Origin of the sequence: Paenibacillus sp. Soil522 (assembly GCF_001428245.1) — a bacterium.
Taxonomy (GTDB): domain Bacteria; phylum Bacillota; class Bacilli; order Paenibacillales; family Paenibacillaceae; genus Pristimantibacillus.
Window position 1 is genome coordinate 295,891 of sequence record NZ_LMRV01000044.1, and the last position, 26,452, is coordinate 322,342.

Below are 26,452 nucleotides of genomic sequence, written 5' to 3' on the forward strand. Positions count from 1 at the left end.
CTATCGACGGGGGTTATCAGCCGTTTACAACGAGCTTTTGCCGCATACTTGGCTTCAGCCGTTTACGCTTGGGAGGTTTTCGAGTGGCTTTGTTTGTTATGATTGTTCGCAAAATGGTGCAAAATAAGTGGTTGGTTGCGAGCTTGTTTATTGGTTTAGTGATGTCTGTCGCTTTGGTTAGCAGCATGCCGATTTATTCGGAAGCGGTTCTATCACGGATGCTGGTCAAAGATTTGGAAACGATGCAAACGAAGAAGAGCGTTTATCCCGGGAATCAGTATAATAAATTATTTTATACGAAAGAAACGCCGGAGCAGATGAATAACATCTATACGAAAGTGGACCGTTACATACGTGAGCAAGCGTCAGCCGGCTTTCAAATACCGGTGCAGGAGCTGGTTGTCGATTTTCAATCGAAATCGATAAAGATCAGGCCGACAAATGATCCTGAGCCTAATACGAAAAAATCGGTCAAGACGATGTCGCTGCGCTCCTTCTCCGATCTTGAGGAGCATATAAAGCTGACCGACGGCAGAATGCCTGCAGAGCAGCCGGTCAATGGCGTATATGAAGTGCTCGTTTCGGAGCGGGGACTTATTCAATTCAAAACGGTGCTCGATTCGGAGTTTTTTGTAGACGACGATAAAATTGCCGGGGAAATAAAGTTTAAGCCGGTAGGCGTATTTGAGAAGAAGCAGGATGACGACCCGTATTTTAGAGATACGGACCTGAGCGAGCTTAGCGGCAGCTTCGTCATAAGCGACAAGCTGGCTAAGCAGCATTTATTGCAGGAAAGCCGAATTCCCGTTGCGTCCGTAGGCTGGTTCTTCGTGCTTGATTATTCCAAGCTTGAGCTAAGATTCGTAGACGATTTCATTCAGACGACCAATAAGATACGCAACGTCATGCTTAATAACGTAACGTTGTATCAGACCGTGTCTGAGACGCCTGCGCTCGATACGATCGCCAAATATATGGATCGGGCGAAGCAGCTAAGAACGCTAATGTGGTCGCTTAATGTTCCCGTATTCATTATGCTTGGTTTTTATATGTTCATGGTTTCGAATCTCATCGCCGACCGGCAAAAGAATGAAATTGCGGTGCTGCGCAGCAGAGGTGCAGCACGCTGGCAGGTGATCACCTCCTATGGTGTGGAAGGCATTATTTTATGCGGCATTGCATTTGGCATTGGCCCCTTGCTGGGAGTTGTGCTGACCGACTTGCTCGGAGCATCAAACGGCTTTCTGGAATTTGTGCAGCGCGTAAGAATGCCGGTCAGAATTACAGAGGAAGCCTACCGCTTTGGAGCAATCGCTTCCGCCGTCTGCTTTGTCATTATGCTTATCCCGATTATTATGGCAACCCGCGTCTCGATTGTCGGACATAAGCAGCAGTTGGCAAGACTATTAAAATCGCCGCTATGGCATAAAATGTTTCTTGATGTCATTGCGCTTGCGCTCGCCATTTACGGCTTGTACACATTCAGAAAGCGGCTGGCCGATTTGCAGAGCTTGGGATTGAACGCCGGTGATCTGAATATTGATCCGCTGCAGTTCGTTATTCCCGCCTTGTTTATTATGGGCGCGGGCTTGCTGCTGCTTCGGTTGTATCCATGGGTGCTCAGGCTCGTATACTGGACCTTCAAGAAGTGGTGGCCGCCTTCCGTATATGCGACATTGATACAGGTCGGCCGCTCCAGCACGCAATATCAATTTTTGATGATTTTCCTTATTATGACCATTGCTACAGGCGTATTTAGCGCCTCGGCCGCAAGAACGATCAACAATAATACGGAGGATCGGATCAGGTATGGCAATGGCGCGGAGATTGTGCTGAGCGCACAATGGGTAAATGATGCGCCGCCGCCTCCAGCTCCGGGTCAGCCGCAGCCGGAGACGCCTGTAACGGAAGCTCCTGTGCATTATTTGGAACCTGCGTTCGAGCCCTTTAAGACGATCAAGGGCGTGGAGCATGCGGCTAAAGTATTTAAGAAAGAGGCAGCCTTCAGCGTAAATGAAGGCAGCGGAGCCGCAACGCTGATTGGCATCGATACGGACGAGTTCGGAGAAGCGGCTTGGTTCCGTGACAGCCTGCTCGATTATCCGATCAACGACTATTTGAACTTGCTCGCCGGCGACTCGCAGGCCGTGCTCATTTCGAAGACGCTGGCGGAGCAGAATAAGGTTAAGCCGGGCGATACGATTTGGGTTGGCTGGAGCGACGTGCCGCAGCAGCCTTTCAAGGTGTACGGCATCATCGATTATTTTCCGACATTTAACCCGAATCCAGCCATAGGCAGCGTTGATGTCAGCGAAGACTCGACGGGAGGCCGCGCTCCTATGCTGATTGTAGGCCATTTGCCGCGCATTCAGGTGCAGCTTGCGCTTGAGCCGTATGATGTCTGGATCAAGCTGAAGCCTGAGGTCAGCACCGCGCAGTTTTATGAAGGACTAAAGGAATCGAAGCTTCCGATCACGAGCATTGTCAATACGAGAGAGGAGCTCGTGGATGCCAAGAATGATCCGTTCCTCATGGCGCTAAACGGAATTTTGACGCTGGGCTTCGTTCTATCGATTATGGTTAGCTTTATCGGATTTTTATTGTACTGGGTATTATCATTGCGGGGCCGGACGCTGCAAAACGGTATTTTACGCGCCATTGGCTTGTCGCTTAAGCAGCTTATCGGCATGCTGGCGGTCGAGCAGCTGCTTACTTCCGGCGTTGCCGTACTTATAGGAATCGGTGTCGGCAATGCAGCAAGCCTGCTGTATGTGCCTAATTTTCAAATTGCGTTTAATCCAAGCAGCCTCGTTCCGCCGTTCAAGGTGATGTTCGATTCCTCGGATTTAATGCGCATTTATTTGCTCGTCGGCTTCATGCTGCTCTTCGGACTTTGCATACTGGCCTATATGCTGTCGCGGCTGCGCATCCATCAAGCGATAAAGCTAGGGGAGGATTGACGGATGATTCATTGCGAGGGGCTAGTCAAAATATACAAAACAGCCGACCTTGAGGTATTCGCCCTGCAAGGCCTTGATCTTCATATCGAAAGCGGCGAGCTTATGGCGATAATCGGCAACAGCGGCAGCGGCAAATCGACGCTGCTTAATATGCTGGGCGGCTTAGACCGTCCAACGGCCGGCAAGCTGACGGTTGACGGCAGCGATATGCTGAAGTTTAAGGAACGTGATTTTGTCCGCTACAAACGGGAAAGCGTCGGCTTCGTCTGGCAAAATAATGCGAGAAATCTTATCCCGTATTTGACTGCGCTTGAAAATGTAGAGCTGCCGATTCTGCTTACCGGCAGCCGCAAGCGCTGGCGGGCGAAGGAGCTGCTGGATGCCGTCGGACTTAGCCACCGCGCTTCGAATAAGCTTTATGAGTTGTCCGGAGGCGAGCAGCAGCGGGTGGCGATCGCCATTGCGCTTGCGAATCATCCGAAGCTGCTGCTTGCGGATGAGCCGACTGGCTCGGTAGATTCGCGTATGGCGAATCAGATTCTGGACTTGTTCCGCGAGCTGAATCGGACAATTGGGATTACGGTCGTTATCGTTACGCATGATCCTGAGCTGGCGAAGAAGGTGGACCGCGTAGCGGCTATCCGCGACGGAAAAATTTCGTCAGAGATGCTGCGCAAGCGCTCATACGCCGAAGAGCTGGCGGAGCTAGCGGAAGCCGAGGATGAAGAAGGCACGCATGTGGAATATGCCGTGCTTGATAAAGCAGGCCGCCTGCAGGTGCCTTCGGGCTATTTGGAATCCATCGGCGTCAAAAACTCCAATAAGCTTCGCGTGGAGCTTGGAGAAGGCAGAATCGTGCTGCTCCCTCCGGAGGAGAAGGCAGAGTAAGCAAGCAGGGCTGCGCCAGGTCGTTAAGACTTTGGGCGCAGCCCTTTCGTCATTTGGGGTGCTTTGGAAACGATGATAGGATAGAGTAGTATAGAAAGGAAATAAAATCCATACCGCATAATGGGAGGAATCTAAATGTCTAATGCCAGAAGTGAAGCTTCGGTTGAAGCGCTTTTTAAGCCCTTTGCATCCAAAAATGTAGAGCTCGCAAATCGAATTGTAATGGCGCCGATGACTAGAGGATATTCCCCTGACGGAGTGCCGGGAGAGGACGTTGCCGCTTACTACCGCCGCCGGGCGGAAAATGGAGTTGGCCTTATTATTACCGAAGGAACGCTGATCAACCATCCCGCAGCAGCGGCTAATCCGAATTGCCCGAACTTCCATGGCGAGGCTGCGCTCCAGCAGTGGTCAAAAGTCGTTGATGCTGTACACGAGGCCGGTGGAAAGATCATTCCTCAGCTATGGCATATCGGACTAACTCGCAAAATCGGTGATCTGCCTAATCCGGACGCTTTGCCGATCGGTCCCTCCGGTCTGAATCTTTCCGGCGAGAAAATAACAGAGCCGTTAACGGAAAATCAGATCGGGGAAGTGATTGCGGCTTATGCGCAGGCTGCGGCAGACGCGGCTAAAGCCGGCTTTGACGGGATCGAGCTTCATGGTGCGCATGGTTATTTAATTGATCAGTTTTTTTGGGGAAAAACGAATCAGCGCACCGATCGCTATGGCGGAAATCTTGTTGCCCGGACCCGTTTTGCTGTCGAGGTTGTTCAGGCATGCCGCCGTGCTGTTGGAGCAGATTTTCCGATCGTTCTCAGGTTCTCCCAATGGAAAGCAGGTCAATACACTGCTAAATTAGCTGAGTCGCCTCAGCAGCTTTTGCAATTTTTGACGCCGCTCTCAGATTCGGGAGTCGATGTTTTTCACTGCTCGACACGCCGTTATTGGGAGCCGGAGTTCGATGATTCCGCTTTGAATCTGGCAGGCTGGACGAAAAAACTGACGGGAAAACCGACGATAACAGTAGGGTCGGTCGGCCTCGATAATGAATTTAGAAGCAGCCTGGGCGATGCCGCGAAGCCGGCTTCCCTTGCGGGATTGATTGATAGGCTGGAAAATGAGGAGTTTGATCTGGTGGCCGTTGGCCGGGCATTGCTGGCTGATCCCGAATGGGCAGCCAAAATACGCGATAATCGTACAGATGAGCTTTTGGACTATGATACGAATGCTTTGAAATCTTTATATTAATAGGCTGATTGCCGGCAGTTCACAGTCTTATAAAATGTTTGACAGCTTCCGGTACTCGCTCGGCGAGATGCCCTCGTGCCTGCGGAAGATACGGCTGAAGTAATGAATGTCCGGATAACCGACCCGGCCTCCGACTTCTTCTAGGTCTAAGCATCGTTCAATGGTGCGCGGCGAGTTAATTCGATTTTTTGAACCTATTTGCAGATCGTGAATCCGATAACGGCGATTTACCACGTCCACCAATCCCAAAAAACAAAAAATGGCTGTCTCATAAGGTCTAGTAACCTGAGAGACAACCATTTTTTTTCGTGAAAACGACAAAGAGAAAGGGAAGTCAGGCGGCTTTCGCTTGCCCATAATGGGGAAGCCATGAACCGCTGTATACCAAATGGTATGGTAGTGCGAGCGGTAGGCGTTGTGTCCCCTAAGCTGGTGCAGTTAAGCCAGCGTCCGATCCTCTTGCGCCAACTTTGTATAATAAAGCTTAAAGATGAGATCCTGATTATAGTTGCCGAAGCCTGATCCAAACAGCGTGAAGCCGCCGATATGCTCCGCATCCTCAAGAATCGCGATACGGAATGTCCAGTGGCTGTTGCTGATATCGATCTCGTTAAGACTAACGTCGGAGAGCTTAATACCGTCCATGTAGGTGCCGTCCTTTTTGATGATAAGCCGCTTCAATAATCCGAATTGGTTGACATCGTCAAACCACCATGAGGGATTCAGCTTGCCCTTTCCGCCGTAATCGGCAGGGCTCGTCCACATGCCCACATTCACTCCATTAAAGAAGAAAGTAAGATCCGAAGGCCAGTTCATATTGGTGAGAGGGGCTTCCGAAGAGATTTCCATCGAAATTTCGAGCTCCTCCGGATTTTCGCTGCTTAACAGGAAATTAGGAATTTTGTACTCGATATAACCCTGAGAGAACCATAGTATTTTGGCGTTGACGCGATCCGGATCGAGAAAGTAGCGTGGATCGTCGAAAATACCGATTACCTTCTCGGTCGTGCAAATGCCGCAGGTGGGCACGATGCTTAGATCGGTATAGTGGCCGATGGATACTTCGGTTCTTCTTGATTCGCGATGAACGACATCCTTGCGCGGAAAAGCGATTTCAAGTCCATCCATGCTAAGGGAGCACATCTTCTGTGCGGCTCCGCCTTTGCCCGGGGTCATTTCGGAACGGATGATTCCCGCCTTTTCCAGCTTCTTGACATGCATGGTCATAATAGCGCTGCTTAAGCTCAAAGCTTCGGCAAGCTCACGGATATTCATCGATTTTTTGGACAGCAAATGAATGATTTGGATGCGTACGTTACTTGATATAGCCTCAAATATGGGCAGGTTTTGCTCTGATAGCTCGATTTTCAATGGATAACCTCCGAATGAGAGTTATTGTTAATACATATATGAACGATTAGTCTGTGTATATAGTCTGTAATATACATGAAAACAGTCGAAATCACAAGGAATATTGCAGGAATAAGTCGATATCTACGTTGAAAAAGTTAACCATATTATAAATTAATTCGTTATGTTATTTACTTGTGCGAGAAACGCTGCAATTTTTGAATGCGCTTTTAAAACAGTTGACTTTTTGGTAGCATAATTAATAATAAAAGATATAACAAATTTGATCCGATAAGAAGGGTAACTCAAATGATGCAAATTGATCTTTCGAATAAAACGGCGCTAATTACAGGAGCTACGGGCGATTTAGGGCGCGTAATGGCTCGCACGCTTGCACGCTGCGGCGCTAACATCGTGCTTCACTACAATAATAACGAAGCTAAGGCGAGAGAGCTGCAGCAGGAAATAACGGCTCTCGGGAGACGCGCAATGACCGTGCAGGCGGATGTGACGAACGAGCAGCACATTTATCAAATGAAAGCGAAGGTGACGGAGGAGCTGGGCCATGTCGATATCGTAGTTGCCAACGCGGTTATTCAGTATCAATGGACAAGCATACTCGAGCAGCCTATAGCCGATTATGTAAGCCAATTTGAGTCCTGTGTGCTGCAAAGCGTCTATTTGGCCAAAGCCTTCGTTCCGCCGATGATTGAACGGGGAGGCGGAAGAGTCATTGGCATTAATACGGAGTGCTCGATGCAAAATTTCGCGGGCCAATCGGCATATACGGCCGGCAAGCGCGGCATGGACGGAGTCTACCGCGTATTAGCCAAGGAGGCTGGGGAGCATCAGATTACCGTTAATCAGGTTGCGCCGGGGTGGACGATTAGCGACCGCGACCGTACGGACAACACGGAGGAAAACAACGGATATGCGCAAACTGTTCCGCTGAAGCGCAGAGGTACCGATCAAGAGATCGCCAATACGGTCGCTTTTCTGGCATCGGACTTGGCTAGCTTCATTACTGGCGCCTACATTCCTGTAAACGGCGGAAACGTTATGCCTGCCATTTAGAGATAGGGGAGTCTGCGGTAATGAGTCTAAAAAAACGATTGTGGCACATATGGGCGGGGTTTGGCGGCATGAGAATGGAGCGGAAGCTGTTTATCGTTTTTTTGCTTCTTATCACTCTTCCATTATCGTTTATCGGCTACATCTCATACAGCAATTACTCCCGCTCGATTGAGGAGAAGACAATCGTGTATTCGACCAAAATGCTTGAAAACATGATGGCAAGGGTAGACGATTACATCGAGGATATGGTTCGCATTACCTCCATTCCGGCATATCAGAACGATATAAAACAAAATTTGATTCTTTCGAACGCCTATTACGAGCAGCGGCAGATGGCGGCAGGCGGCAGCAGCAGTCAGGTGCCTGACGATTTTAACCTGCTGCTCTCGATTCAGCGCGGAATAGAAGGAAACATTTCGTTCATTAATGCGATCAAGCGCGGCGCTAACACGGTGTATATATTCGATCAGTACGGGAATGGCTACTACTCGACGGCGGGAGGCGGAATCCGGCTGAACGTGAAGGAAAGTTATGAACAATGGCGCGAGCGCGTACAAACCTCAGGCGGCGAAGCGATGCTGTTCAGCACGCAGAAATATACGAGCAATTTGCAGAGCGTCAAATATGCGTTTACGGTCGTCCGCAAGGTGATCGATAAATCGCTCAAGCCCATCGGTATGATTGCGGTGGATGCGAATATTAGCGTGATCGAGGATCAAATGAGCGAGCTCAACAAGGTAACGAGCGGAGAGTCCGTCATTATCGACGAGCTTGGCAATGTCATTTATGACAGCGACAAGCAGCGGATGGCGACAAATATTATGAACGACCCTGCCGTCGCTCGGGCAACGGGGGGCAAGGGAAGCTTTTATTTTGAGCGTGACGGCTTGAAGCGGTTATATATTTATACGACCTCGCCAAATACGAAATGGAAGGTTATGACCTCGATTCCCGAAAGCGAGCTGACGAAGGATGCCGTCGTCATTCGCAACGTGACCTTAATCGCTACGTCGATTACGATTATCGTGGCGCTCTTTATATCGGTTGTATTTTCGTATGCTTTAACGAATCCGCTGCGCAAAATGATGCGTTTGATGAAAAACGTGCAGGAGGGCGATTTTAACGTTCAGTTCCAGGTTAAGTACCGGGACGAGGTTGGCCAGCTTGGCAACCAGTTTAACCGGATGATCGTCAGGATCGACCACCTCATTCAAGATATTTACGTAATGGAGACGAAGAAGAAGGAAGCGGAGCTGCACGCGCTGCAAAGCCAGATTAATCCGCATTTTATGTATAACACGCTGGAGTCGATTCGCATGGCTGCCGAGCTGAACGATGATCACATCGCGGCGGATATGATTGCGATACTCGGGAAACTGCTGCGTTACAGCATAAGTGATTTGCATGAGGAAGTGACGCTGGAGAATGAGATTTTGCATACGCGCAATTATGTGGAAATGCTTAATTACCGTTACCCGAACCGGTTCCAATTGGAGACGGAAATTTCGGATGGCCTGCGGACATATCCAATCATTAAGCTCGTGCTGCAGCCCATTGTCGAAAATGCGATTTATCATGGCATGGATGACAATAAACCGTCGATGCGGATAGAAATGAGGAGCGAGCGGACGTCCCAGGGTCTTTGGCTTCGCATAATAGACGACGGGCTGGGAATGGACGAGGAGACGTTAGACCGCTTAAACCGTTCGCTGGCAGGCGTGGAGGAAGCAGCCGTGAAGCGGAAAACAGGCGGAATCGGCTTGAAAAATGTAAATGAGCGGATCAAGCTCCACTATGGCAACGCGTACGGTTTGAAGGTTACCAGTGAGAAGGGCCGGGGCACCGAGGTTATTTTACAGCTTCCATTAGAATGAGGGAGAGACGCAGAATGAACAAATACATGTTTATGCTAGTGCTTGTTGTTCTGTTGTGCGGCATATCCATCGCGGGCTGTCAGAAGAATTCAGCCGGCAGCGCAGCGGAAACCGAGCCTGCGGGCAAAGAGGAGCAGATTAGGAGGGAAGTAACTCTTCGTGTACTTACTAACCGTGTCGATCTTGCCGAGAACGGCGTATTTCAAAAATATGCCGATCAATTCGCTCAGCTTAATCCCGGTGTTACCGTAAAGTTTGAAGGCATACCGAACTACGCCAGCGATATTATGGTTCGGCTGTCCACCCGCAATTTGGGCGACGTACTGCTGCTGCCAAACAATATTAAAAATGAAAACCTGCCCGATTATTTCGAACCGCTTAGCGACAGCTTGTTCGAGCATATTCATTTTGCCGATTTTAAAGCTTACTCGGGAAAACGATTCGGCATTGCTACCGGCGCCTCAACGACGGGAATTGTCTATAACAAGCAAGCTTTCAAAAAGGCGGGGATTAAAGAAATCCCAACGACGCTGGAGCAGTTTTACGCCGCTTGCGAGCAGCTGAAGCAAGCCGGCATCGTGCCGGTTTACTTGAACTATGGCGCTCAGTGGCCTCTAATGACCTGGGGAGAGGATTTAGTCAGCTATATGACCGGAGATGCCGGTTATTTGAATAATATGGTGAACATGGATGAGCCATGGACGATTGACAACGCATGGGGTCAATCGATTACAATCGTCAAAACGTTAATCGCCCGGGGATATGTGGAGAAGCAGCTGCTTTCGAATCAATGGGAATCGTCCAAGACGGAGCTGGCAGCAGGCAGAGCCGGCATGTATTTAATGGGGAATTGGGTCATTAATCAGGTGATTGCAGCAGGAGCGAAATCGGAGGATATCGGATTTTTTCCGTTTCCTTACGACAACAGCCCAAAGCGCTATGCTCCGCTCAGTCCGGATTGGTTCGTCGGCGTTAGCAAATTTAGCGACAATAAACAGCTGGCAGAAGCTTGGATTAAATTTTTTGTAACCGAGTCCGGTTATGTGGATGATTCGGGATTTTTACCCGTTATCGAGAATAAGCAGCCGTCCTTGCCGCAGTTCCAGCAGTTTCTATCGTTTAACAGCGAGTTTCTGGAGCGCCTCGTTCCAAGCGACCAATTGCTAGAGATCGCGAATACAGCGCAAATTGCGCTTTGGTCAGGTGATTATATCCAAGAGTGGATTGCCGCGCCTGATTTGCAGGCTGTATTCAATCAATACAATGAGCGCTGGAGAAAAGCGCGAACTATTACCGAAAGCTAAGGTGGAGTACCCTGATGTCTAAGAAAGTTACTATGCAGCAAATTGCCGATTATTTAGGCGTTTCAAAGTTTGTCGTCTCGAAGGCGCTCTCCGGTAAGGGCGGCGTCAGCGAGGCGACACAGGAGCGAGTTATTCAAGCGGCGTCACAGCTGGGTTATTTTTCGCAGAAGAACGCTTATGTCAAGCCGATGAAGCTGGAGAAGCTTCCGAAGGTGCCGGCCGCAGGCAAGCAATCCGTACTCGTGCTTATGCCGAATATCCGTTTTCAAACCAAGGAGTCGCTTTATTGGGGGCGGATTTTGGACGGCATAGCCTTGAGGCTAGAAGCGGATGGCCTCGGCATGGTCATTGTGTCGGAGCAGAGCGTGGAGCATTTCCTGCATTTCTTGAATCCGAACGGCATATTGGGGCTCATTGGCGTTGGTGAAATATCGACTCCGCTGCTGCTGGAGGTGCATCGAATCGGCATGCCGATGGTGCTGGTCGATCATGAGGATATGCTTATTCCAAGCGATACGGTGTTTACGAGCAATTATGAATCGATGTACCGTCTGACCAAGCATTTGATCGGCAAGGGACATACGCAGCTATTCTTTATCGGCGATATCAACTATTCGCGCAGCTTTAAGGATCGTTTCCTGGGCTTCCGCAGCTCGCTGGAGGAGCAGGTAGGAGGTGCGCCGGGCTTTGGTATCGGCGATGATTGCTATCTAAAGGTTGAAGGCTTCGAGCATGAGCAATTCAAAGAGTCAATTAAGGAGTGGGCGGCCAAACGGCTGAGGGCGAAAGCTTTGCCTACGGCGCTTCTGTGCGCAAATGATATGATTGCGATCGGTGCGGTTCATGCGCTGCAGGAGCTGGGCGTAGCGGTGCCGGAGGAGGTGTCGGTGACGGGCTTCGACAACATTGACGATTCCTACCGCATGACGCCCGCACTAACGACCGTGCATGTGCCGAAGGAAGCGCTCGGCAAGCGTGCGGTTGAGCGGCTGATCAGCCGGATCTCGGGCAAGCAGGAGCCGATGGAGAAGCTGCTGCTAGCGGGTGAGCTGCTGTATCGGGAGTCGACTGCGCAGGCGAGGGCTTGAGTAACAGTGCAAGATGGAGAAGCTGCTCGTAGCGGGAAGTTTGCAGGACGATGGACGGTGGGCTTAAAGTAACCAGCTGCTTCAATAGAGGTAATTTGTCCTCTTATTCCTTTTGCTACCGAGAGCGGCTGGGCGATAGCGGTATATTTTGGCCTTATTTTCACGAAACTGGTTCCCATAGCATCAAAATCGTACAATAACGCCGAAGTTTTCCTCTATTTCATTCGATAGAGCAAAATTGGGTGGAATAACGCCTGTTATTCCCCTTATGCTTCGTTGCACGCTTCGAATGAACCGCGGCAGCTTCTAAAATGCAGCGGAAGCGAAGCGCCGTGATCAGAGCCCAAGCTGCTCTAGAAAGACATTGAATGCTTAAATTATAAAAAACCGTATAGGAGATGATGTACGATGTCAAATCAAAAAGTTGCAACATTTTTTATGTTTAACGGCAAAGCGGAGGAAGCCATTAACTTCTATACCTCTCTATTTGATCAATCGGAAATCACTCATATTTTTCATCAGGAAGACGGAACGGTCATGCATGCCGCTTTCACTTTAAAAGGCCAGTCGTTTATGGCGATCGATAACAGCAATAAACAGAATCACGCTTTTACACCGGCCATATCCTTATTTATCAATTGTGACAATATTGAAGAAATCAATCGGCTGTTTGAACAACTCTCGGAAGGCGGCGCAGTGCTTATGCCATTAGCTCCTTTACCAATGAGTGAAAAGTTTGGATGGGTGCAGGATAAGTATGGCGTTTCTTGGCAGTTGAACCTTGCAAAAGGCTGATTGTCGGAACGCCGGCGTTCATTCATGTGAATTTGAACAGAAACAGGCTGCAGGCGGCAGTCTGTTTTTTTACACGGCTTGTATGATGATAACGGGCAGCGGCCATCTTATCGGCATTCGTTAACCGTACCTTAAAGCTGCGGCTGGCTTGCTCCGAAAATATGATCGGGGTAGCGCTCCATCATCTGCAATACGGTGGAAAATGTGCGCGCCCCTTTCGGATCGTTTCCCGGATCGGCCACAGCCAAGCGAGGCCCAGATGCGCATGACCGACGGCGCTGATCGTAAGCGAAGGATCCCCGCCGCGCTTCGAGCTGCCCCCGTTGTCCGAAGGCGCATTGCCGGCCCCGCCGTTGTTGCTGCTGCAGCCATACAGCGTTACCGCCATTAGAACGGCCGCGAGCCATAAAAAGACGCAGGATAAGCGTCTTCAGACTGTAGAGAAAGAAACTTGCTCTATTCCTTCAGAAGCAGCTGATATGGGGATAATAGAGAAAAATATTTACTCTAGTTCGCCCGATTTTGCATATATGCGGTCTGTGTGAGCTATTATCAGCAGAATAGAGAAAGATAATTTCTCTATTCCTTCAAAAGCAGCCGGTAAGGGGGTAATAGAGAAGAAATTTTCTCTAGTTCGTCCGATAAAACACGAATATGCGGTCTGATGTGAGGCATTATCAGCAGAACTAGAATTGACTTTGATAAGAAGGGTATTTCACTTTTAAAGACAAAGTATGTCAATTCAAAAAGGCAGTCTGCAACTTTATTTTCGAGTTGCAGACTGCCTTTTAGTTAATTAAGAGAGCCGGTTCAAAACTTTTTTCTTAATACTATGGCTGCAGCTGCAAATTGCGTTCGATCAGAGCGATGCGCTGCTCTACGCAAGCGCGCGAGCGGAGCGGATCTTCCGGCGTATGGATGCAATAGTCGAGCAGCTGGTCAACTGTAGTTGCGGCAACGTGGCAGCGTGTGTCGGAGGAAGCGTAGTAGATGTATACATCGCCGTTATCCCGTGCGATCACGCCATTGCAGAAAGCTACGTTTGATACGTCGCCGACGCGCTCGATGCCTTCGGGAGCCAGCAAATGGCCGCCTGGGCGATGAGTAACTTTGCTTGGCTCCTGCAGATCGGAGAGGAAGGCGTACAGGACATAACGGAGGCCCGCAGCAGTATTGCGAACGCCGTGTGCGATATGGATCCATCCTTTGTCCGTCTTGATTGGAGCCGGGCCTTGGCCGTTCTTAACTTCTTTAATCGTATGATAATGACGCTCGTCGATGATGACTTCACTCTCGATGACCGCATTCTCGATCGTATCGGAAAGACCCCAGCCGATGCCGCCGCCTGAGCCGGTGTCGATGAAGCCGTCCTGCGGACGCGTGTAGAAGGCATATTTGCCGTCAACGAATTCGGGGTGAAGCACGACGTTGCGCTGTTGGTTGGAGGCCGTCTTCAGATCGGCAAGACGTTCCCACTGCTTCAAATCCTTCGTCCTTACGATGCCGCATTGCGCGATGGCGCTTGACAGATCTCCCTTCGGAGCGGAAGGATCCTTTCTCTCTGTGCAGAACAAGCCGTAAATCCAGCCGTCCTCATGCTGAACGAGGCGCATATCGTAGACGTTCACATCCGGATCGCTTGTTTCCGGAAGCAGAATGGGGTGGTCCCGGAAGCGGAAGCCGTCGACGGCGCTGTCGCTTTCGGCAATCGCAAAGAACGATTTGCGGTCATTTCCTTCGACGCGTGCAACAAGATGATATTTGCCGTTCAAGAAAATCGCGCCGGGATTGAAAACGCAGTGCACGCCAAGGCGCTCCATGAAGTAAGGATTGGTCTCAGGGTTAAAATCATATTTCCAAGCCAGCGGAGCGTGCTCTGCCGTTAATACAGGGTGGACGTAACGGTCGAATACGCCGTTGCCAAGTGCTTCCGGCTCGTTTTTACGCTTTACGAGCGCCTCATAACGTTCAGTCAGTAATTGCTTCCGTTCATTAAATGTACTCATGGGATAAACCTCCGTTAATGTGATGTGGCTGCGCCACTCAGGCGCCCGATCATTTCAAAGCATGCGCGTCCGTTATGGTAAGGGCATTTCCAAGGACTAACCTTTTCAATATTGTCGCTGGGAGAGCCGTCGCGCTTTACGCTCCAATGCCATTCGCCATGCTCTTTGTCGATGATAAAGCTCTCGATGAATTGCCATGACCGCACCGCTGCCTCGCGATATTTCTCATCGCCGGTCAGTTGATAGGCATTATAGAAGCCGACGACCGCTTCAGCCTGCGGCCACCAATCTTTGTCTGTATCGATCAAGCCCTCCGGCCCCGCCTCATTAAACAGACCGCCGTCGCCGTCCACGCCCTCGTTAAGCGTCGCTTCAGCCATGCGAATCGCGATCGCTTTGGCTAAGGCGAGCAGCGTTTCATCACCGAGCACCTCGGCGGCCTCAACCAGCAGCCAGCTGCCTTCGATATCATGTCCGTATGAAATATGCTCCGATTTTCGATTCCATTGCTCGTCGAAGAAAAGAATAAAGTGCGCGTTGTCTTCATTAATGATGTGCTTAATCGTAATTTCAATTAGTTCCTTCAGCTTGGCGTGCAGCTCATCCGACTTCCATACGCGGTATAGGTTCGTATAGCCCTCCATGACGTGAAGATGGGTGTTCATCGACTTCTTCTCGTTCAAATCCTTCTCGCTCAGGCTGTTATCGCCCGTTTCCTGCCAATCGCGCGTCAGCGCTTCAAAGTAACCTTTATATTCCTGATCGTAGCTATAGCGTTCAAGCGTATGGAACAGCTCAACCGCCTGCTGAAGCGCGGCTTCATTGCCTGTTGCCCGGTAATACTCGGAGAACGCATATATCGCGAAGGCTTGACCGTAAACCTGCTTCTTCGTTTCGGCCGGCTTGCCTGCTGCATCGACCATCCAGTATAAGCCGCCATATTGCTGATCCGTAAAATGCTTGTTTACATACTGATAAGCCCGCTCAGCTATTTTTAAATACGGTTCGTTTCCGGTAATCCGATAGGCGGAGGCGAAGGTCCACAAAATGCGCGTGTTAAGCACTAAGCTTTTGCCGGCACTCTGATTAACGGTCAGATCTCTGCTAATAAAGCCGTGGAAGCCGCCATTTTTCTCATCAAGCGTATGCTCCATCCAGAAGCTGAGAATATTCGATTCCAGCTCTTGCTTGATGTTGGCTAGCCATTGCTGGTTGTTGCCGCTCATTTGGCAGTTCCCTCCTTGACAGATTCAGCAATTTTGGCAGCATAGTAGTCCCGGACGGTTTGCTCGGCTTGCTTGCCGTACATGCAATAATCGTCATTAGAAGCTGCTTCGCTCTCTTCATATAAGCGAGCCGGCCAATCCCAAAGCATGAAGCCACCTACAAAGTCGCGCTTATCGGCGTTAGCGAACATCGTTTCGTAATAGCGGCGCTGCACCTCCTCGCTCGGCGCACCCGGAAGTCCCCAATCATTCGGGATATGCTGCGAGCCCTCACGGCTCGGGCAGCCTGCCTCCATGAAGAAAAACGGCTTATCGTACTTGGCCACGACCTCCTCAATACGGTCAAGCTGTTCCTCCCAAGCGTCGATTGGGTAATAGCCGCTGGAGGAGATCACGTCCACCGCATCCCACCAATTGATCTGGCCTTCTTGGTATTTGTCGCAATTATAAGTAATAATGCCGGAATAAACTTGCCGTACCTCGGCGATCAATTGGCGCCATTCTATCTCGCGGCGGTCGGTTTGAACCATCTCGCACCCGACGCACAGCATTTCGCAGCCGGTTTCTTCGGCAATTCGCGCATAGTGCAGGATGAATGCGGTATAGGAAGCGAACCAATCGGACCATTTCGGCTCACAAGGAACATCGAGATCGAAGAAATTAATATGCGCGCGCCAAGTCCCGTCCGCACAATTAATGACGGGCTTTAAGCAAACCTTAAGCTCCAGCTCCTTCGCTTTGCGAATCGCATGGCGTACCTCGTCGTCGGTAACGGTAGGCTCATCCCGAAATTTAATTTCAGTCGATTGCGCATGGTCCTGAAGTGCGCCAAGCGCAATAGCTGTCCAATTGACGCTTAAACGTTCGGTCATGAGCTCCATGGAACGTTCTGCGTGAGCTCCGGTCCACGTGCCGCGCACGCCTGTCCAGCCCCATGTCATTCCGCCTATATAGGCTGATTTGCTCGTCATTTGAGTCGCCTCACTTTGAAATGGTAGTTTTGTTATTGCTAATTTTAATTTTTGTTATATAACAAGTAAACATGATTCATCGCTTGTTTGCAATACCTTTCTTCAAATTGGCTCAAGCTCAAAAAACGGCTTCATTTAATAGCGGGAAAATAGTTGTTTTAATCGGAAAAATGAGCTGCAAAGCCGAAGATAACGTTTTCAATAAATGTCAGTTGAAGACTATAAATAATATTTTAAACCATTTTAGAACAGCTTTTAATGAGGTATTATCGAAATGTAAGCGGAGTCAAAAAAGAACTGAGGGGGATTTGAAAGATGGAAAAAGTCATTTCGTTAGCTATTGTTTCTGTTGTTATGCTAACAATATTAGCTGCTTGTGGTTCCAATAATGCGAATATGAACGCCAATACGGCAGCTAACAAACCGAGCGGCGAAGCAGCAACGAATAAACCGGAAAATGGCGGTACGGAAGAAACCTCCAAAATTACAGGCGATGTCGTTTTCTTAACAAACCGCACAGACATGATCGACAAGCAGTACACGGATTACGAAAAACGCTTTGAAGAGAAATACCCTGGCGTAGATCTTAAGTTCGAGGCCATTACTGATTATGATAAAACGTTGAAAATCCGGATCGCTTCCGGCGATTTCCCCGATGTCGTGTTCACGCCAACGATCCCAAATGCCGAGCTGCCTAATTACTTCGCTCCGCTTGATGACATCGCGTTTTCCGGCGACATTCACTTCAAGGATTTGAAGGCGCAGGAAGGCAAAATGTACGGCGTTTCCTCCGGCGGCTCGACCGTCGGTATCGTCTACAACAAAAAAGCGTTTGAGAAGGCGGGCATTACGGCGCTTCCGAAAACATACGATGAGTTTCTGGCAGCATTGCAAAAGCTTAAAGACGCCGGCATCGTGCCGCTTGCATCGAACTTTAAAGACAAATGGCCGCTCGATACGTGGGTATACGATATTCCGACGCTTATCGGCGGAGCTTCCGATCACCAAAACAAACGCGCTGAATCCGATACGCCGTACACGCTTGATAATGCATACGGCAAATCATGGGGCATCCTTCGTGAATTGTATACAAGAGGCTTCCTGGAGGCGGACGTGAATTCTACGAACTGGGAGCAATCGAAAAAAGACGTAGCATCCGGTAAATTCGGGATGTATCTGCTTGGCAACTGGGTCATCAACCAAGTCATCGAGAACGGCGCTGCCGCTGAGGATATCGGTTTCTTCCCGTTCCCATCGGACAATTCCGGCGAAGCCAAAGCACCGCTTAACCCGGACTTCTTCTATGCCGTTAACAAAGGCGGCAACGTAGAAGCGGGTAAAGCATTCGTGCAATGGATGATCGAGGAATCTGGCTATGACGATTTTGCAGGCTTCATTCCAACCTTGAAAGCCAAAGAATCCAAGCTTCCGCAGCTTGCTGAGTTCAACGGCTTCAGCCCTAAATTTTTCGAGCCGGCCTCACCGGTAGACGCTGCTACGCAAATTCAAAACAAAGCACAGCTTGACCAAGCTGCAGTCGTTCAAGAGTTTGTATTGTCCAAGGATCCTCAAAAGGTGTTAGACAAAGTGAACACCGCTTGGGCGAAAGCGAAAAAAGATCTAGGTCTGTAATGGTCGTGTGCAGGATGGATGATCCGTATGCCGGTTCTCCATCCTGCGCCTTCCGATTAGAAAGATGCAGGGAGGATGGGATTGTCTCATGTTTAGCAGGCTGCCATTTAAAACGCAAAAAAATTTCGTAATTGTTGGATTTGTCGCATTGCCGCTGCTGCTGCTGCTTACCTTCGCCTATTATCCGGCGCTTGAACTCATTCACTTAAGCTTTACAAGCTGGGATGGATTAAGTCCTAATAAACCTTGGATCGGCTGGTCGAATTACAAAGAGGTATTCGCCAATCCAGCCATATTCGGCGTGTTCAAACATAACTTTGCCTATTTCGCCGTCGGAATCGTACAAAATATCGCTGCGATTTATTTCGCTGTCGTGCTGAACAGCAAGCTTAAAGGGAAAAACTTTTTTAGGCTGCTGCTTTTTTTACCGTACATCCTAAATGGCGTTGCTGTAGCATATTTATTCGGTTACGTGTTCGATACGACAAACGGATCATTGAATTATTTGCTTGGACAATTCGGCTTTGACGCCCTGTCGAAAACGAGCTGGCTCGGAAATGAGTCATTTGTAAACTACACGTTAGCGTCAATTGGGTTCTGGCGTTTTATGGGCTTCAATATGGTTATTTATTTAGCTGCGCTTCAATCCATTCCGGCGGACATCTACGAAGCGGCATCGATTGACGGCGCGAACGGCTGGCAAAAATTTATAAGCATCACGCTGCCGAACATTTACAAAATTATCGAGCTGAACTTATTTTTAACGGTTACGGGCGCTTTAGAGGTGTTTGATCTGCCTTATATCCTAACCAAGGGCGGACCGGCCGGAGCGAGCGAAACCTTTGTCATGAAAATTGTCGAGACGGCTTTCCAGTTTAACAATTATGGCCTCGCATCCGCGATGAGCGTAGTGCTGCTGCTCTTTGTTGTTATCGTATTGTCGATTCAACGCTTCTTGCTGAAAGGAAAGGGGGAATAGCAGGTGAATAAATCCAGTAAACTTTGGGACGCGATCAAATATGTCAGTCTCGTATTGGCTGCATTTGCGATTTTGTTCCCGCCTTATATCATCGTCGTCAACGCCTTTAAGACGAAGGATGAGTTTCATGCCAAATCGACGATCTCGATGCCCGATAGCTTCCTGTATCTGAAAAACTTCGGGCAGGCGTTCAAGCAAGCCGATATGATCAACGCCTTCGGCAATACGTTTTTCATTATTGCGGTAACGCTTATATTGAACATTTTGATCGGATCGGCGTTTTGTTATGCGGTTGGGCGCTTCAATTTCAAATTTAAGGGACCGATTGTCGGCTTGTTTCTGTTCGCGACGATCATTCCTGCCATTACGACCCAAGTCGTCAACTACAAAACGATTCAAGCGCTCGGCTTGACGAATAATCTAATGGGACCTGTACTCATCTATGTAGGCGCGGATATTTTGCAAATCTACATTTACCTGCAGTTCATCCGGAACATTCCTAATGAATTGGATGAAAGCGCGATGCTGGAGGGGGCTTCGCTTATCCGGATCTTCCGCTCCATTATATTTCCGCTGTTGGCGCCGGCTACGGCGACCATCGTCATTTTGAAAACAATCAGCATCTACAATGATATGTTCATCCCGCTCCTGTATTTGCCGAGGGCCGAACATGTCGTCGTTTCCACGTCACTTATGCGCTTCTTCGGGGTCAACAGCGGGGATTGGCAAATGGTAGCTTCAGCGATTCTCATTATTATGATTCCAACGGCTGTTCTTTATGTTTTCTTGCAAAAGTATATATTCGCGGGTGTTACAAGCGGTGCGGTGAAATAAGCCGTCCGCTTTCTTTCCGTTTGCAGAGGTTTCGATTTTAGCGCAAACTAGAGGAGGCATAGGCGAAAGGAGCAAAGCGGCAATGAACATCATCATCGCGGATGACGAGGAATTTATAAGACTGGGCCTCGAAAAAATATTGAATAAAATGGATTTGGATATTACGGTTATCGGCTCGTACAGCAACGGAATGGATGCATGGGCGCATATTTCGAAGCTGGGCGAAGGCGAGCTGGATGTGCTTATTACCGATATCAAAATGCCGATGATGGACGGGCTGAAGCTCATCGAGCAGCTGCGCGGCAGGCCGGTTGCGACCATCGTGCTGAGCGGCTTTAGTGAATTTGAATACGCGCGGAAGGCGCTGCGGCATGGCGTGCGGGATTATTTGCTAAAGCCGGTCGATAAAGCGAATTTATATGATCTGCTGATCAAGATTAAGCAGGAGCGCAGCGAGGCTGAGCATGCTCCCGAAGCGGCTATGTCGAATCAGCAGCAGGAGACGATTACGAAAGAAAAAGAGCATCATGTCATTGAGCAAATGAAGGCGATTTTGGAGCAGGAGTACGGCAAAAACTTCGAAATGGAACGAATGGCCGAAACCGTCGGCATGAGCGCCAATTATTTGAGCCGTCTGTTCAAGCAGGAGACGGGCATGACGCTGACAGACTATCTGATCGACATTCGGATTGAGAAAGCCAAGCAGTTTTTGACCGATCATCCGAATCTGAAAAACTACGAAATATCACAGCTGGTCGGCTATAGCGATCCGGTATATTTTAACAAGCTGTTCAAGAAGATGGTGGGGGAGACACCGAAGGATTACAAAGGCAAGCACCGCTAGTCCGTCAGCCAAATCGGATAGAAGAAATGCAAAAATGCACATTTACAGGCGATTGAATTGGGCGTAAGATTGGTGCGGTAGTTAACCGCATAGCATGCGGCTTGCAGGCATAATGAGCAATGAGCTGCAGAAGGATGGAGAGGGCAATGACAGAGAGAGTCGTAAAAACACAGCTTGGCGCTGCGAAGGGGCTGGCCGGCACATTTGAAAATGCGGTACTGGAGGAAAACGCCAGTCCGCTAAAGTTTTTGTTATCGTTGTATAAGGGCAATTTCGCAAACCTGTTCGTTTCCTTCATGTTTTTGCTGATCAAGAGCGCGCCGGTCTATGTGCTGCCGATCGTTACTGCAAATATTATAAACATTGCGACGAACCCGGCCAAATATCCGATTAGCGGAATTTGGATTAATTTTATCGTTATTTTGATCGTCATTTTGCAAAATATACCGACCCATGCCGCTTATATTTCCTTTCTAAGCCGCGCGGTAAGATACGTAGAAGCGGGACTGCGGAGCGCGCTCGTCCGCAAGCTGCAGCAGCTGTCCATCAACCAGCACCGCGAGCTGCCTGCGGGCAAGCTGCAGTCGAAGGTGCTGCGCGACGTGGAAGCGGTCGAGATGATGTCAAAGCAGTTCATGATCGCTTTGGCGCCGGCAATCGTGAACATTATCGTATCGTTTGTTATCACGCTTAATAACAGCTGGATCGTTTCGTTGTTTTTTGTGCTGACGATTCCGATGTCGATTACGATTGTTACGATATTCCGCCGCAAAATACGAAAATCGAACAAGGAGTTCCGCAAGGAGATTGAGCAAATGTCCTCGCGCGTGTCGGAGATGGTCGAGATGATTCCAATTACGCGCGCGCACGGGCTGGAGAAGGTCGAGATTGCCCGGATCGATTCGACGCTTCGCAGCATTCAAGGCAAAGGGTACCGGCTTGATTTGGTGGAGGCGTATTTTGGCTCGACAAACTGGGTGACGTTTCAAATTTTTCAGGTGCTTTGCTTAATTTTCACAGCTTATCTCGCCTACCAAGGGGAAATTGAGGTCGGAGACGTGGTCATGTATCAAGGCTTCTTCTCCATGATTCTGGCTTCCGTTACCGGTCTCATTAACATTTATCCGCAAATTGCGAAGGGCTTCGAATCGATTCATTCGATCAAAGAAATTTTGGGTTCGACCGATATTGAAAACAATAGCGGCAAAAGAAAGCTGGCGGACGTTCGCGGCGAGTTTGCTTTCAAGAGCGTTGAGCTGTCGTATCCGGGGAGCGAGCATCATGTGCTCGAGGATGTTACGCTCGATGTAGAGGCGGGTGAATGCATCGCGTTTGTCGGCGCCTCCGGAGCAGGCAAATCAACGGTGCTCAATCTGGTTATCGGCTTTCTGCAGCCAACCGGAGGCAAGGTGCTGATGGACGGCATCGATTTGGCGGACATCGATCTGCGCAGCTACCGCAAGCATTTGGCGGTCGTGCCGCAAACGAATATTTTGTTCTCGGGAACGATTCGCGACAACATTACGTATGGTCTGCGCGACATTAGCGATGAGCAGGTAAAACGCGTCGTGGAGATGGCAAACCTGTCTGAGTTTATTGAGCAGCTGCCGGACGGTCTGGAGACGATGGTCGGGGAGCATGGCGGCAAGCTGTCCGGCGGACAACGCCAGCGTATCGCCATTGCGCGGGCGCTCGTGCGCGAGCCCAAAATTATTATTTTGGACGAGGCGACCTCGGCTCTTGATAATGAATCGGAATTCCATGTCCAGAAGGCGATGCAGGAGCTGATTAAGAACCGTACGACCTTCATCGTCGCTCACCGCTTGTCTACAATCCGCGATGCCGACCGCATCGTCGTGATGAAGCACGGACGTATTGCGGAAGTAGGTACCTTCGATGAGCTAATGGCGAGCAAGGGCGAATTTTATAACCTGAAGCAGCTGCAGCTTTAATAACGGAAGAGAGGTCAACCTGAGATTGCCGGTTGGCCTTTTCTTTATAGCTATAATTGCCCGGTTCTTTGGTCGCTAATAGTTTCATATTTTAATATTAAATATGAATATTGTTTTATTAAACAAGGAAACGGAATGCATTATAATGTGAATATAATGAATTCTATAGTGATGAGGTGCTTGGATTTATGCGTAAAAAGCTAATTTACACACCGCCGGCTAACGGCTATCCGGAGTGGAACAACAACCCGGAAATTTATCGGTTGAACCGTATGGATGCGCATGCATCGTTAATGCCCTTCGACACGGTAGAGGAGGCATGGGAGGGCAGCCACAGCAAGTCTTCCAACTATTTGACACTGAACGGCGAGTGGAAGTTTGCGTTCGCTAAAAATGCCGAATCCCGTATCGCCAACTTTTATGAAACGGATTTTGACCACAGCCAGTGGGATAACATTACGGTACCGGCACATTGGCAGCTGCAAGGCTATGATTATCCGCAATATACGAATGTGAGATACCCTTGGGACGGCAACGAGGATATAAAGCCGCCTTTTGCTCCAACTGCTTATAACCCTGTCGGTTCGTATGCCCGTACCTTTACGATTCCTGAAGGCTGGGAAGGCAAGCCGGTTTTCATCAGCTTTCAAGGCGTGGAATCGGCGTTCTATGTTTGGCTGAACGGCGAGCTTGTCGGCTTTAGCCAGGATACGTTTACGCCTTCCGAGTTTGATCTGACTCCATACCTCGTCCAAGGCGAGAACAAGCTGGCCGTGGAGGTATACCGCTGGAGCGATGCGAGCTGGCTGGAGGATCAGGATTTTTGGCGGATGAGCGGCATTTTCCGGGATGTCTATTTGTATACGACACCGGAGGCGCATATTTACGACTTTTTTGTTAAAACGGAGCTTGACGGGCAGTACTGCGATGCGGAGCTGATCATTGAAGCGAAGCTTCTCAATTATTTCGTCAAGCCGCTTGGCGGCATTACGTTGGAGGCAGCCCTATACGATGCGGATCGAAGTGCCGTGTTCGGGGAGCCGTTAGCCGTCCGGACGCAGGTGCTCGGCGAGGAGCTGACAGACGTTCAGCTGCGCGGAGCTGTACGGAGCCCGCTCAAATGGAGCGCGGAGCAGCCGAATTTGTATACGCTGATCCTTAGCTTGAAGTCGGAGGACGGCACGCTGCTGGAAGCAATCAGCTGCAAGGTCGGCTTTCGCAAATTCGAGATCAAGGATGGCTTAATGCAAATTAACGGCCGGCGCATCATGTTCAAAGGGGTTAACCGCCATGAGTTCTCCTGCGACACAGGCAGAGCTATTAGTGAAGCGGACATGCGCAAGGATGTAGAGCTGATGAAGCTGTATAACATTAATGCCGTCCGTACTTCGCATTATCCGAACAACCCGCTTTGGTATAAGCTTTGTGACGAATACGGTCTGTACGTTATCGATGAAACGAACCTGGAGACGCATGGCGCCTGGTCCTATGGACAACAGGAGCTTGGCGAGACGGTGCCGGGAAGCCGGCCGGAATGGACGGGTGCGGTGCTGGACCGCTGCAATTCGATGTTCCAGCGCGACAAAAACCATGCGTCTATCGTCATTTGGTCGCTGGGCAATGAATCGTTTGGCGGAGACAACTTCATTAAAATGCATGATTTTCTGCGCGAGGCCGATCCGTCGCGCGTCGTACATTATGAAGGCATTTTTCACTGGCGTGAGTCGGATGCTGCTTCCGATATAGAAAGCCATATGTACACGAGTCCGCAAGGGGTGGAGCAGTATGCCCGCAATAATCCGCAAAAGCCGTTCATCCTATGCGAATACAGCCATGCTATGGGCAATTCCTGCGGAGGTTTGCATGTTTATTGGGACATTTTCGAGAAGTATCCGGTTTTGCAGGGCGGCTTCATCTGGGATTGGATCGATCAGGCGATTCGGGTAACGGGCGAAGACGGCGTAGAGAAGATGCTGTACGGCGGAGACTTCGGCGAGTCGCCACATGACGGAAATTTCTGCGGGAACGGCATCATTTTTGCGGATCGCACGGTGTCGCCTAAGCTGCAAGAGGTGAAGAAGGTTTATCAGAATGCCAAGTTCGAAGCGGTTGATTTGATGAGCGGAACAGTGAAGGTGACAAACCGGCATTTGTTCAGCGCATTAGACTGCTTTACGCTGGCATGGCAAGTGGCGGTCGACGGCATTACGGTGGAAGCGGGCACCGTAGAGGCGGCTGCAGCACCGGAAGAAGAAGAAACGCTGACGATTCCGTATTCGCTGCCGCAGCTCGCGGGCGTGATGGAGGAGGCCGTGTTAACGGTACAGCTGCTATTGAAGGAGCAGACGCTATGGGCAGAAGAAGGGCATGAAATTGCATTCGAGCAATTTGTGCTGCCTGCGCAGGTGTTGCCTGTTATCGGCCGTACAGCGGCTAAGCCGGCCATTAAAGTTGAGGAAACAGAACAAGCGCTGTTTGTAAGCGGCGTTAGCTTCACTGCACAGTTTGATTTGACTAGCGGAAGTCTTGTATCCTACACCTGGAATGGCTCAGAGCGGCTGTTGCAAGGGCTGGCGCCGAACTTCTGGCGCGCGTATACGGATAATGACCGCGGAAATCAGCAGCATGTGCGCTGTGCGACTTGGCGGGAAGCAGGCGCGGAGCGTGCACTGCGCGCGATGACGTGGGAGGTAGAGGCAAGCAGCGTTACCGTTCGCGTACAGTACAGCTTGCCGACAACGGCCGTATCCTTGCTCTCCATTATTTATACAGTAACCGGAGATGGTGAGATTAACGTTTATGAAGAGCTGCAGCCGGGCGAGGGCTTGCCGGAAATTCCGGAGGTAGGCATTCTATTCCAAATGCCTGCGCACTTCGATCAAGTAAGCTGGTACGGCAAAGGCCCGGACGAGACGTATTGGGACCGCCAAACCGGGGGCAAGCTGGGACGTTACGCCGGCAAGGTCCGGGATCAGCTGGTGTCTTACATCAGGCCTCAGGAATGCGGCAACAAAATGGACGTTCGCCATGCAGCGGTTACGAATGCGCAGGGTGAAGGACTCGTGCTGAAGGGGGCGCCGCATTTTGAGCTGAATGTACTGCCTTATACGCCATCCGAGCTGGAAGCGCATGACCATATTCATCTGCTGCCTGCCAGCGATAAAACGGTCGTTCGCGTCAACCATAAGCAGACGGGCGTCGGCGGAAACGATAGCTGGGGACAGCGTCCGGAGAAGGAATATATCCTTTATGCGAACCAGGTATATGCGCACCGGTTTTCACTTAAGGGGATTTAAATAAAGAAGAGGCTGGTCTTCCGTTGAACTGCGCCCCGTCAAGTAGACAGTACAAATAATAAAAACCAGTTATGCGGCCTTAGTCCTAAATTCCATCGGACTGAGGCCGTTTAATTTCGCCTGTAATC

At 49.8% G+C, this 26,452-nt stretch carries 20 protein-coding genes; 14 read left to right on the forward strand and 6 right to left on the reverse strand.

Features of this window, described 5'->3' with window-relative positions:
- Positions 1 to 83 precede the first annotated feature (83 nt).
- The 3 genes from ASG81_RS15050 (at position 84) to ASG81_RS15060 (ending at position 5,099) form a co-directional block, all read left to right on the forward strand.
- Positions 84 to 2,960: an ABC transporter permease gene (locus ASG81_RS15050; RefSeq protein WP_056635591.1), complete on the forward strand. Its 2,877-nt coding sequence runs from the start codon at positions 84 to 86 to the stop codon at positions 2,958 to 2,960.
- Positions 2,961 to 2,963: 3 nt separating this feature from the next.
- Positions 2,964 to 3,848, forward strand: coding sequence for an ABC transporter ATP-binding protein (locus tag ASG81_RS15055; RefSeq protein ID WP_056635594.1), 885 nt, complete (start codon positions 2,964 to 2,966; stop codon positions 3,846 to 3,848).
- Positions 3,849 to 3,983: 135 nt separating this feature from the next.
- Positions 3,984 to 5,099 (forward strand): NADH:flavin oxidoreductase, encoded by a 1,116-nt coding sequence (locus ASG81_RS15060; RefSeq protein ID WP_056635597.1) that lies wholly within the window; start codon positions 3,984 to 3,986, stop codon positions 5,097 to 5,099.
- A gap of 27 nt (positions 5,100 to 5,126) precedes the next feature.
- Here the strand turns inward: ASG81_RS15060 and ASG81_RS32825 are convergent, their stop codons facing one another.
- Both ASG81_RS32825 and ASG81_RS15065 read right to left on the reverse strand, forming a co-directional pair.
- Positions 5,127 to 5,333 (reverse strand): AraC family transcriptional regulator, encoded by a 207-nt coding sequence (locus ASG81_RS32825; RefSeq protein ID WP_235548882.1) that lies wholly within the window; start codon positions 5,331 to 5,333, stop codon positions 5,127 to 5,129.
- Between the two features lie 204 nt (positions 5,334 to 5,537).
- Positions 5,538 to 6,470, reverse strand: coding sequence for an ArsR/SmtB family transcription factor (locus tag ASG81_RS15065; protein ID WP_056635600.1), 933 nt, complete (start codon positions 6,468 to 6,470; stop codon positions 5,538 to 5,540).
- 291 nt (positions 6,471 to 6,761) lie between these two features.
- Here ASG81_RS15065 and ASG81_RS15070 point away from each other — a divergent pair, with 291 nt between their 5' ends.
- The 5 genes from ASG81_RS15070 to ASG81_RS15090 all read left to right on the forward strand — a co-directional run bounded on the left by ASG81_RS15070 (position 6,762) and on the right by ASG81_RS15090 (position 12,584).
- Positions 6,762 to 7,523, forward strand: a complete 762-nt coding sequence (locus tag ASG81_RS15070; protein WP_056635724.1) for an SDR family NAD(P)-dependent oxidoreductase — start codon at positions 6,762 to 6,764, stop codon at positions 7,521 to 7,523.
- A gap of 20 nt (positions 7,524 to 7,543) precedes the next feature.
- Positions 7,544 to 9,397, forward strand: coding sequence for a cache domain-containing sensor histidine kinase (locus tag ASG81_RS15075; RefSeq protein WP_056635602.1), 1,854 nt, complete (start codon positions 7,544 to 7,546; stop codon positions 9,395 to 9,397).
- A 14-nt stretch (positions 9,398 to 9,411) separates the two neighbouring features.
- Complete coding sequence (locus ASG81_RS15080; RefSeq protein ID WP_056635605.1) at positions 9,412 to 10,701, forward strand: ABC transporter substrate-binding protein; 1,290 nt, start codon at positions 9,412 to 9,414, stop codon at positions 10,699 to 10,701.
- Positions 10,702 to 10,715: 14 nt separating this feature from the next.
- Positions 10,716 to 11,789, forward strand: a complete 1,074-nt coding sequence (locus ASG81_RS15085; RefSeq protein ID WP_056635607.1) for a LacI family DNA-binding transcriptional regulator — start codon at positions 10,716 to 10,718, stop codon at positions 11,787 to 11,789.
- Between the two features lie 408 nt (positions 11,790 to 12,197).
- Positions 12,198 to 12,584 carry a VOC family protein gene (locus ASG81_RS15090; RefSeq protein WP_056635608.1) on the forward strand — a complete coding sequence of 129 codons (387 nt, stop codon included), beginning with the start codon at positions 12,198 to 12,200 and terminating at the stop codon, positions 12,582 to 12,584.
- Between the two features lie 181 nt (positions 12,585 to 12,765).
- Here ASG81_RS15090 and ASG81_RS31650 read toward each other — a convergent pair whose 3' ends face one another.
- The 4 genes from ASG81_RS31650 to ASG81_RS15110 form a co-directional block, all read right to left on the reverse strand.
- Positions 12,766 to 12,972, reverse strand: coding sequence for a hypothetical protein (locus tag ASG81_RS31650; RefSeq protein WP_056635611.1), 207 nt, complete (start codon positions 12,970 to 12,972; stop codon positions 12,766 to 12,768).
- Between the two features lie 442 nt (positions 12,973 to 13,414).
- Positions 13,415 to 14,590, reverse strand: coding sequence for a glycoside hydrolase family 130 protein (locus ASG81_RS15100; protein ID WP_056635612.1), 1,176 nt, complete (start codon positions 14,588 to 14,590; stop codon positions 13,415 to 13,417).
- Positions 14,591 to 14,604: 14 nt separating this feature from the next.
- Positions 14,605 to 15,816 carry an AGE family epimerase/isomerase gene (locus ASG81_RS15105; protein ID WP_056635615.1) on the reverse strand — a complete coding sequence of 404 codons (1,212 nt, stop codon included), beginning with the start codon at positions 15,814 to 15,816 and terminating at the stop codon, positions 14,605 to 14,607.
- Positions 15,813 to 16,787: a glycoside hydrolase family 113 gene (locus ASG81_RS15110; protein WP_056635618.1), complete on the reverse strand. Its 975-nt coding sequence runs from the start codon at positions 16,785 to 16,787 to the stop codon at positions 15,813 to 15,815. The genes ASG81_RS15105 and ASG81_RS15110 overlap by 4 nt, the downstream gene beginning before the upstream one ends.
- 315 nt (positions 16,788 to 17,102) lie before the next feature.
- On the opposite strand from ASG81_RS15110, the gene ASG81_RS15115 reads away from it, so the two are divergent.
- From ASG81_RS15115 to ASG81_RS15140, 6 genes are all read left to right on the forward strand, one after another.
- Positions 17,103 to 18,419, forward strand: coding sequence for an ABC transporter substrate-binding protein (locus ASG81_RS15115; protein ID WP_056635622.1), 1,317 nt, complete (start codon positions 17,103 to 17,105; stop codon positions 18,417 to 18,419).
- 88 nt (positions 18,420 to 18,507) lie between these two features.
- On the forward strand, positions 18,508 to 19,398 hold the full coding sequence (locus tag ASG81_RS15120) for a carbohydrate ABC transporter permease (RefSeq protein WP_056635625.1): 891 nt from the start codon (positions 18,508 to 18,510) through the stop codon (positions 19,396 to 19,398).
- A 3-nt stretch (positions 19,399 to 19,401) separates the two neighbouring features.
- On the forward strand, positions 19,402 to 20,232 hold the full coding sequence (locus ASG81_RS15125; RefSeq protein ID WP_056635629.1) for a carbohydrate ABC transporter permease: 831 nt from the start codon (positions 19,402 to 19,404) through the stop codon (positions 20,230 to 20,232).
- 82 nt (positions 20,233 to 20,314) lie between these two features.
- A complete protein-coding gene (locus ASG81_RS15130) occupies positions 20,315 to 21,076 on the forward strand; it encodes a response regulator transcription factor (protein WP_056635632.1) in 762 nt (253 codons plus the stop codon).
- Positions 21,077 to 21,222: 146 nt separating this feature from the next.
- Positions 21,223 to 23,028, forward strand: coding sequence for an ABC transporter ATP-binding protein (locus ASG81_RS15135; protein WP_056635635.1), 1,806 nt, complete (start codon positions 21,223 to 21,225; stop codon positions 23,026 to 23,028).
- 188 nt (positions 23,029 to 23,216) lie between these two features.
- Entirely contained in the window at positions 23,217 to 26,324 is a 3,108-nt protein-coding gene (locus tag ASG81_RS15140) for a glycoside hydrolase family 2 TIM barrel-domain containing protein (protein WP_056635638.1), read from the forward strand.
- Positions 26,325 to 26,452 lie beyond the last annotated feature (128 nt).

Excerpts from the sequence above, each read along its gene's own strand:
- ASG81_RS31650 (WP_056635611.1), bottom strand. The coding sequence starts at position 12,972 with ATGGCGGTAACGCTGTATGGCTGCAGCAGCAACAACGGCGGGGCCGGC.
- ASG81_RS15070 (WP_056635724.1), top strand. The coding sequence starts at position 6,762 with ATGCAAATTGATCTTTCGAATAAAACGGCGCTAATTACAGGAGCTACG.
- ASG81_RS15100 (WP_056635612.1), bottom strand. The coding sequence starts at position 14,590 with ATGAGTACATTTAATGAACGGAAGCAATTACTGACTGAACGTTATGAG.
- ASG81_RS15080 (WP_056635605.1), top strand. The coding sequence starts at position 9,412 with ATGAACAAATACATGTTTATGCTAGTGCTTGTTGTTCTGTTGTGCGGC.
- ASG81_RS15075 (WP_056635602.1), top strand. The coding sequence starts at position 7,544 with ATGAGTCTAAAAAAACGATTGTGGCACATATGGGCGGGGTTTGGCGGC.
- ASG81_RS15135 (WP_056635635.1), top strand. The coding sequence starts at position 21,223 with ATGACAGAGAGAGTCGTAAAAACACAGCTTGGCGCTGCGAAGGGGCTG.
- ASG81_RS15115 (WP_056635622.1), top strand. The coding sequence starts at position 17,103 with ATGGAAAAAGTCATTTCGTTAGCTATTGTTTCTGTTGTTATGCTAACA.
- ASG81_RS15055 (WP_056635594.1), top strand. The coding sequence starts at position 2,964 with ATGATTCATTGCGAGGGGCTAGTCAAAATATACAAAACAGCCGACCTT.
- ASG81_RS15085 (WP_056635607.1), top strand. The coding sequence starts at position 10,716 with ATGTCTAAGAAAGTTACTATGCAGCAAATTGCCGATTATTTAGGCGTT.
- ASG81_RS15105 (WP_056635615.1), bottom strand. The coding sequence starts at position 15,816 with ATGAGCGGCAACAACCAGCAATGGCTAGCCAACATCAAGCAAGAGCTG.
- ASG81_RS15090 (WP_056635608.1), top strand. The coding sequence starts at position 12,198 with ATGTCAAATCAAAAAGTTGCAACATTTTTTATGTTTAACGGCAAAGCG.
- ASG81_RS15110 (WP_056635618.1), bottom strand. The coding sequence starts at position 16,787 with ATGACGAGCAAATCAGCCTATATAGGCGGAATGACATGGGGCTGGACA.
- ASG81_RS15060 (WP_056635597.1), top strand. The coding sequence starts at position 3,984 with ATGTCTAATGCCAGAAGTGAAGCTTCGGTTGAAGCGCTTTTTAAGCCC.
- ASG81_RS15140 (WP_056635638.1), top strand. The coding sequence starts at position 23,217 with ATGCGTAAAAAGCTAATTTACACACCGCCGGCTAACGGCTATCCGGAG.
- ASG81_RS15130 (WP_056635632.1), top strand. The coding sequence starts at position 20,315 with ATGAACATCATCATCGCGGATGACGAGGAATTTATAAGACTGGGCCTC.
- ASG81_RS15120 (WP_056635625.1), top strand. The coding sequence starts at position 18,508 with ATGTTTAGCAGGCTGCCATTTAAAACGCAAAAAAATTTCGTAATTGTT.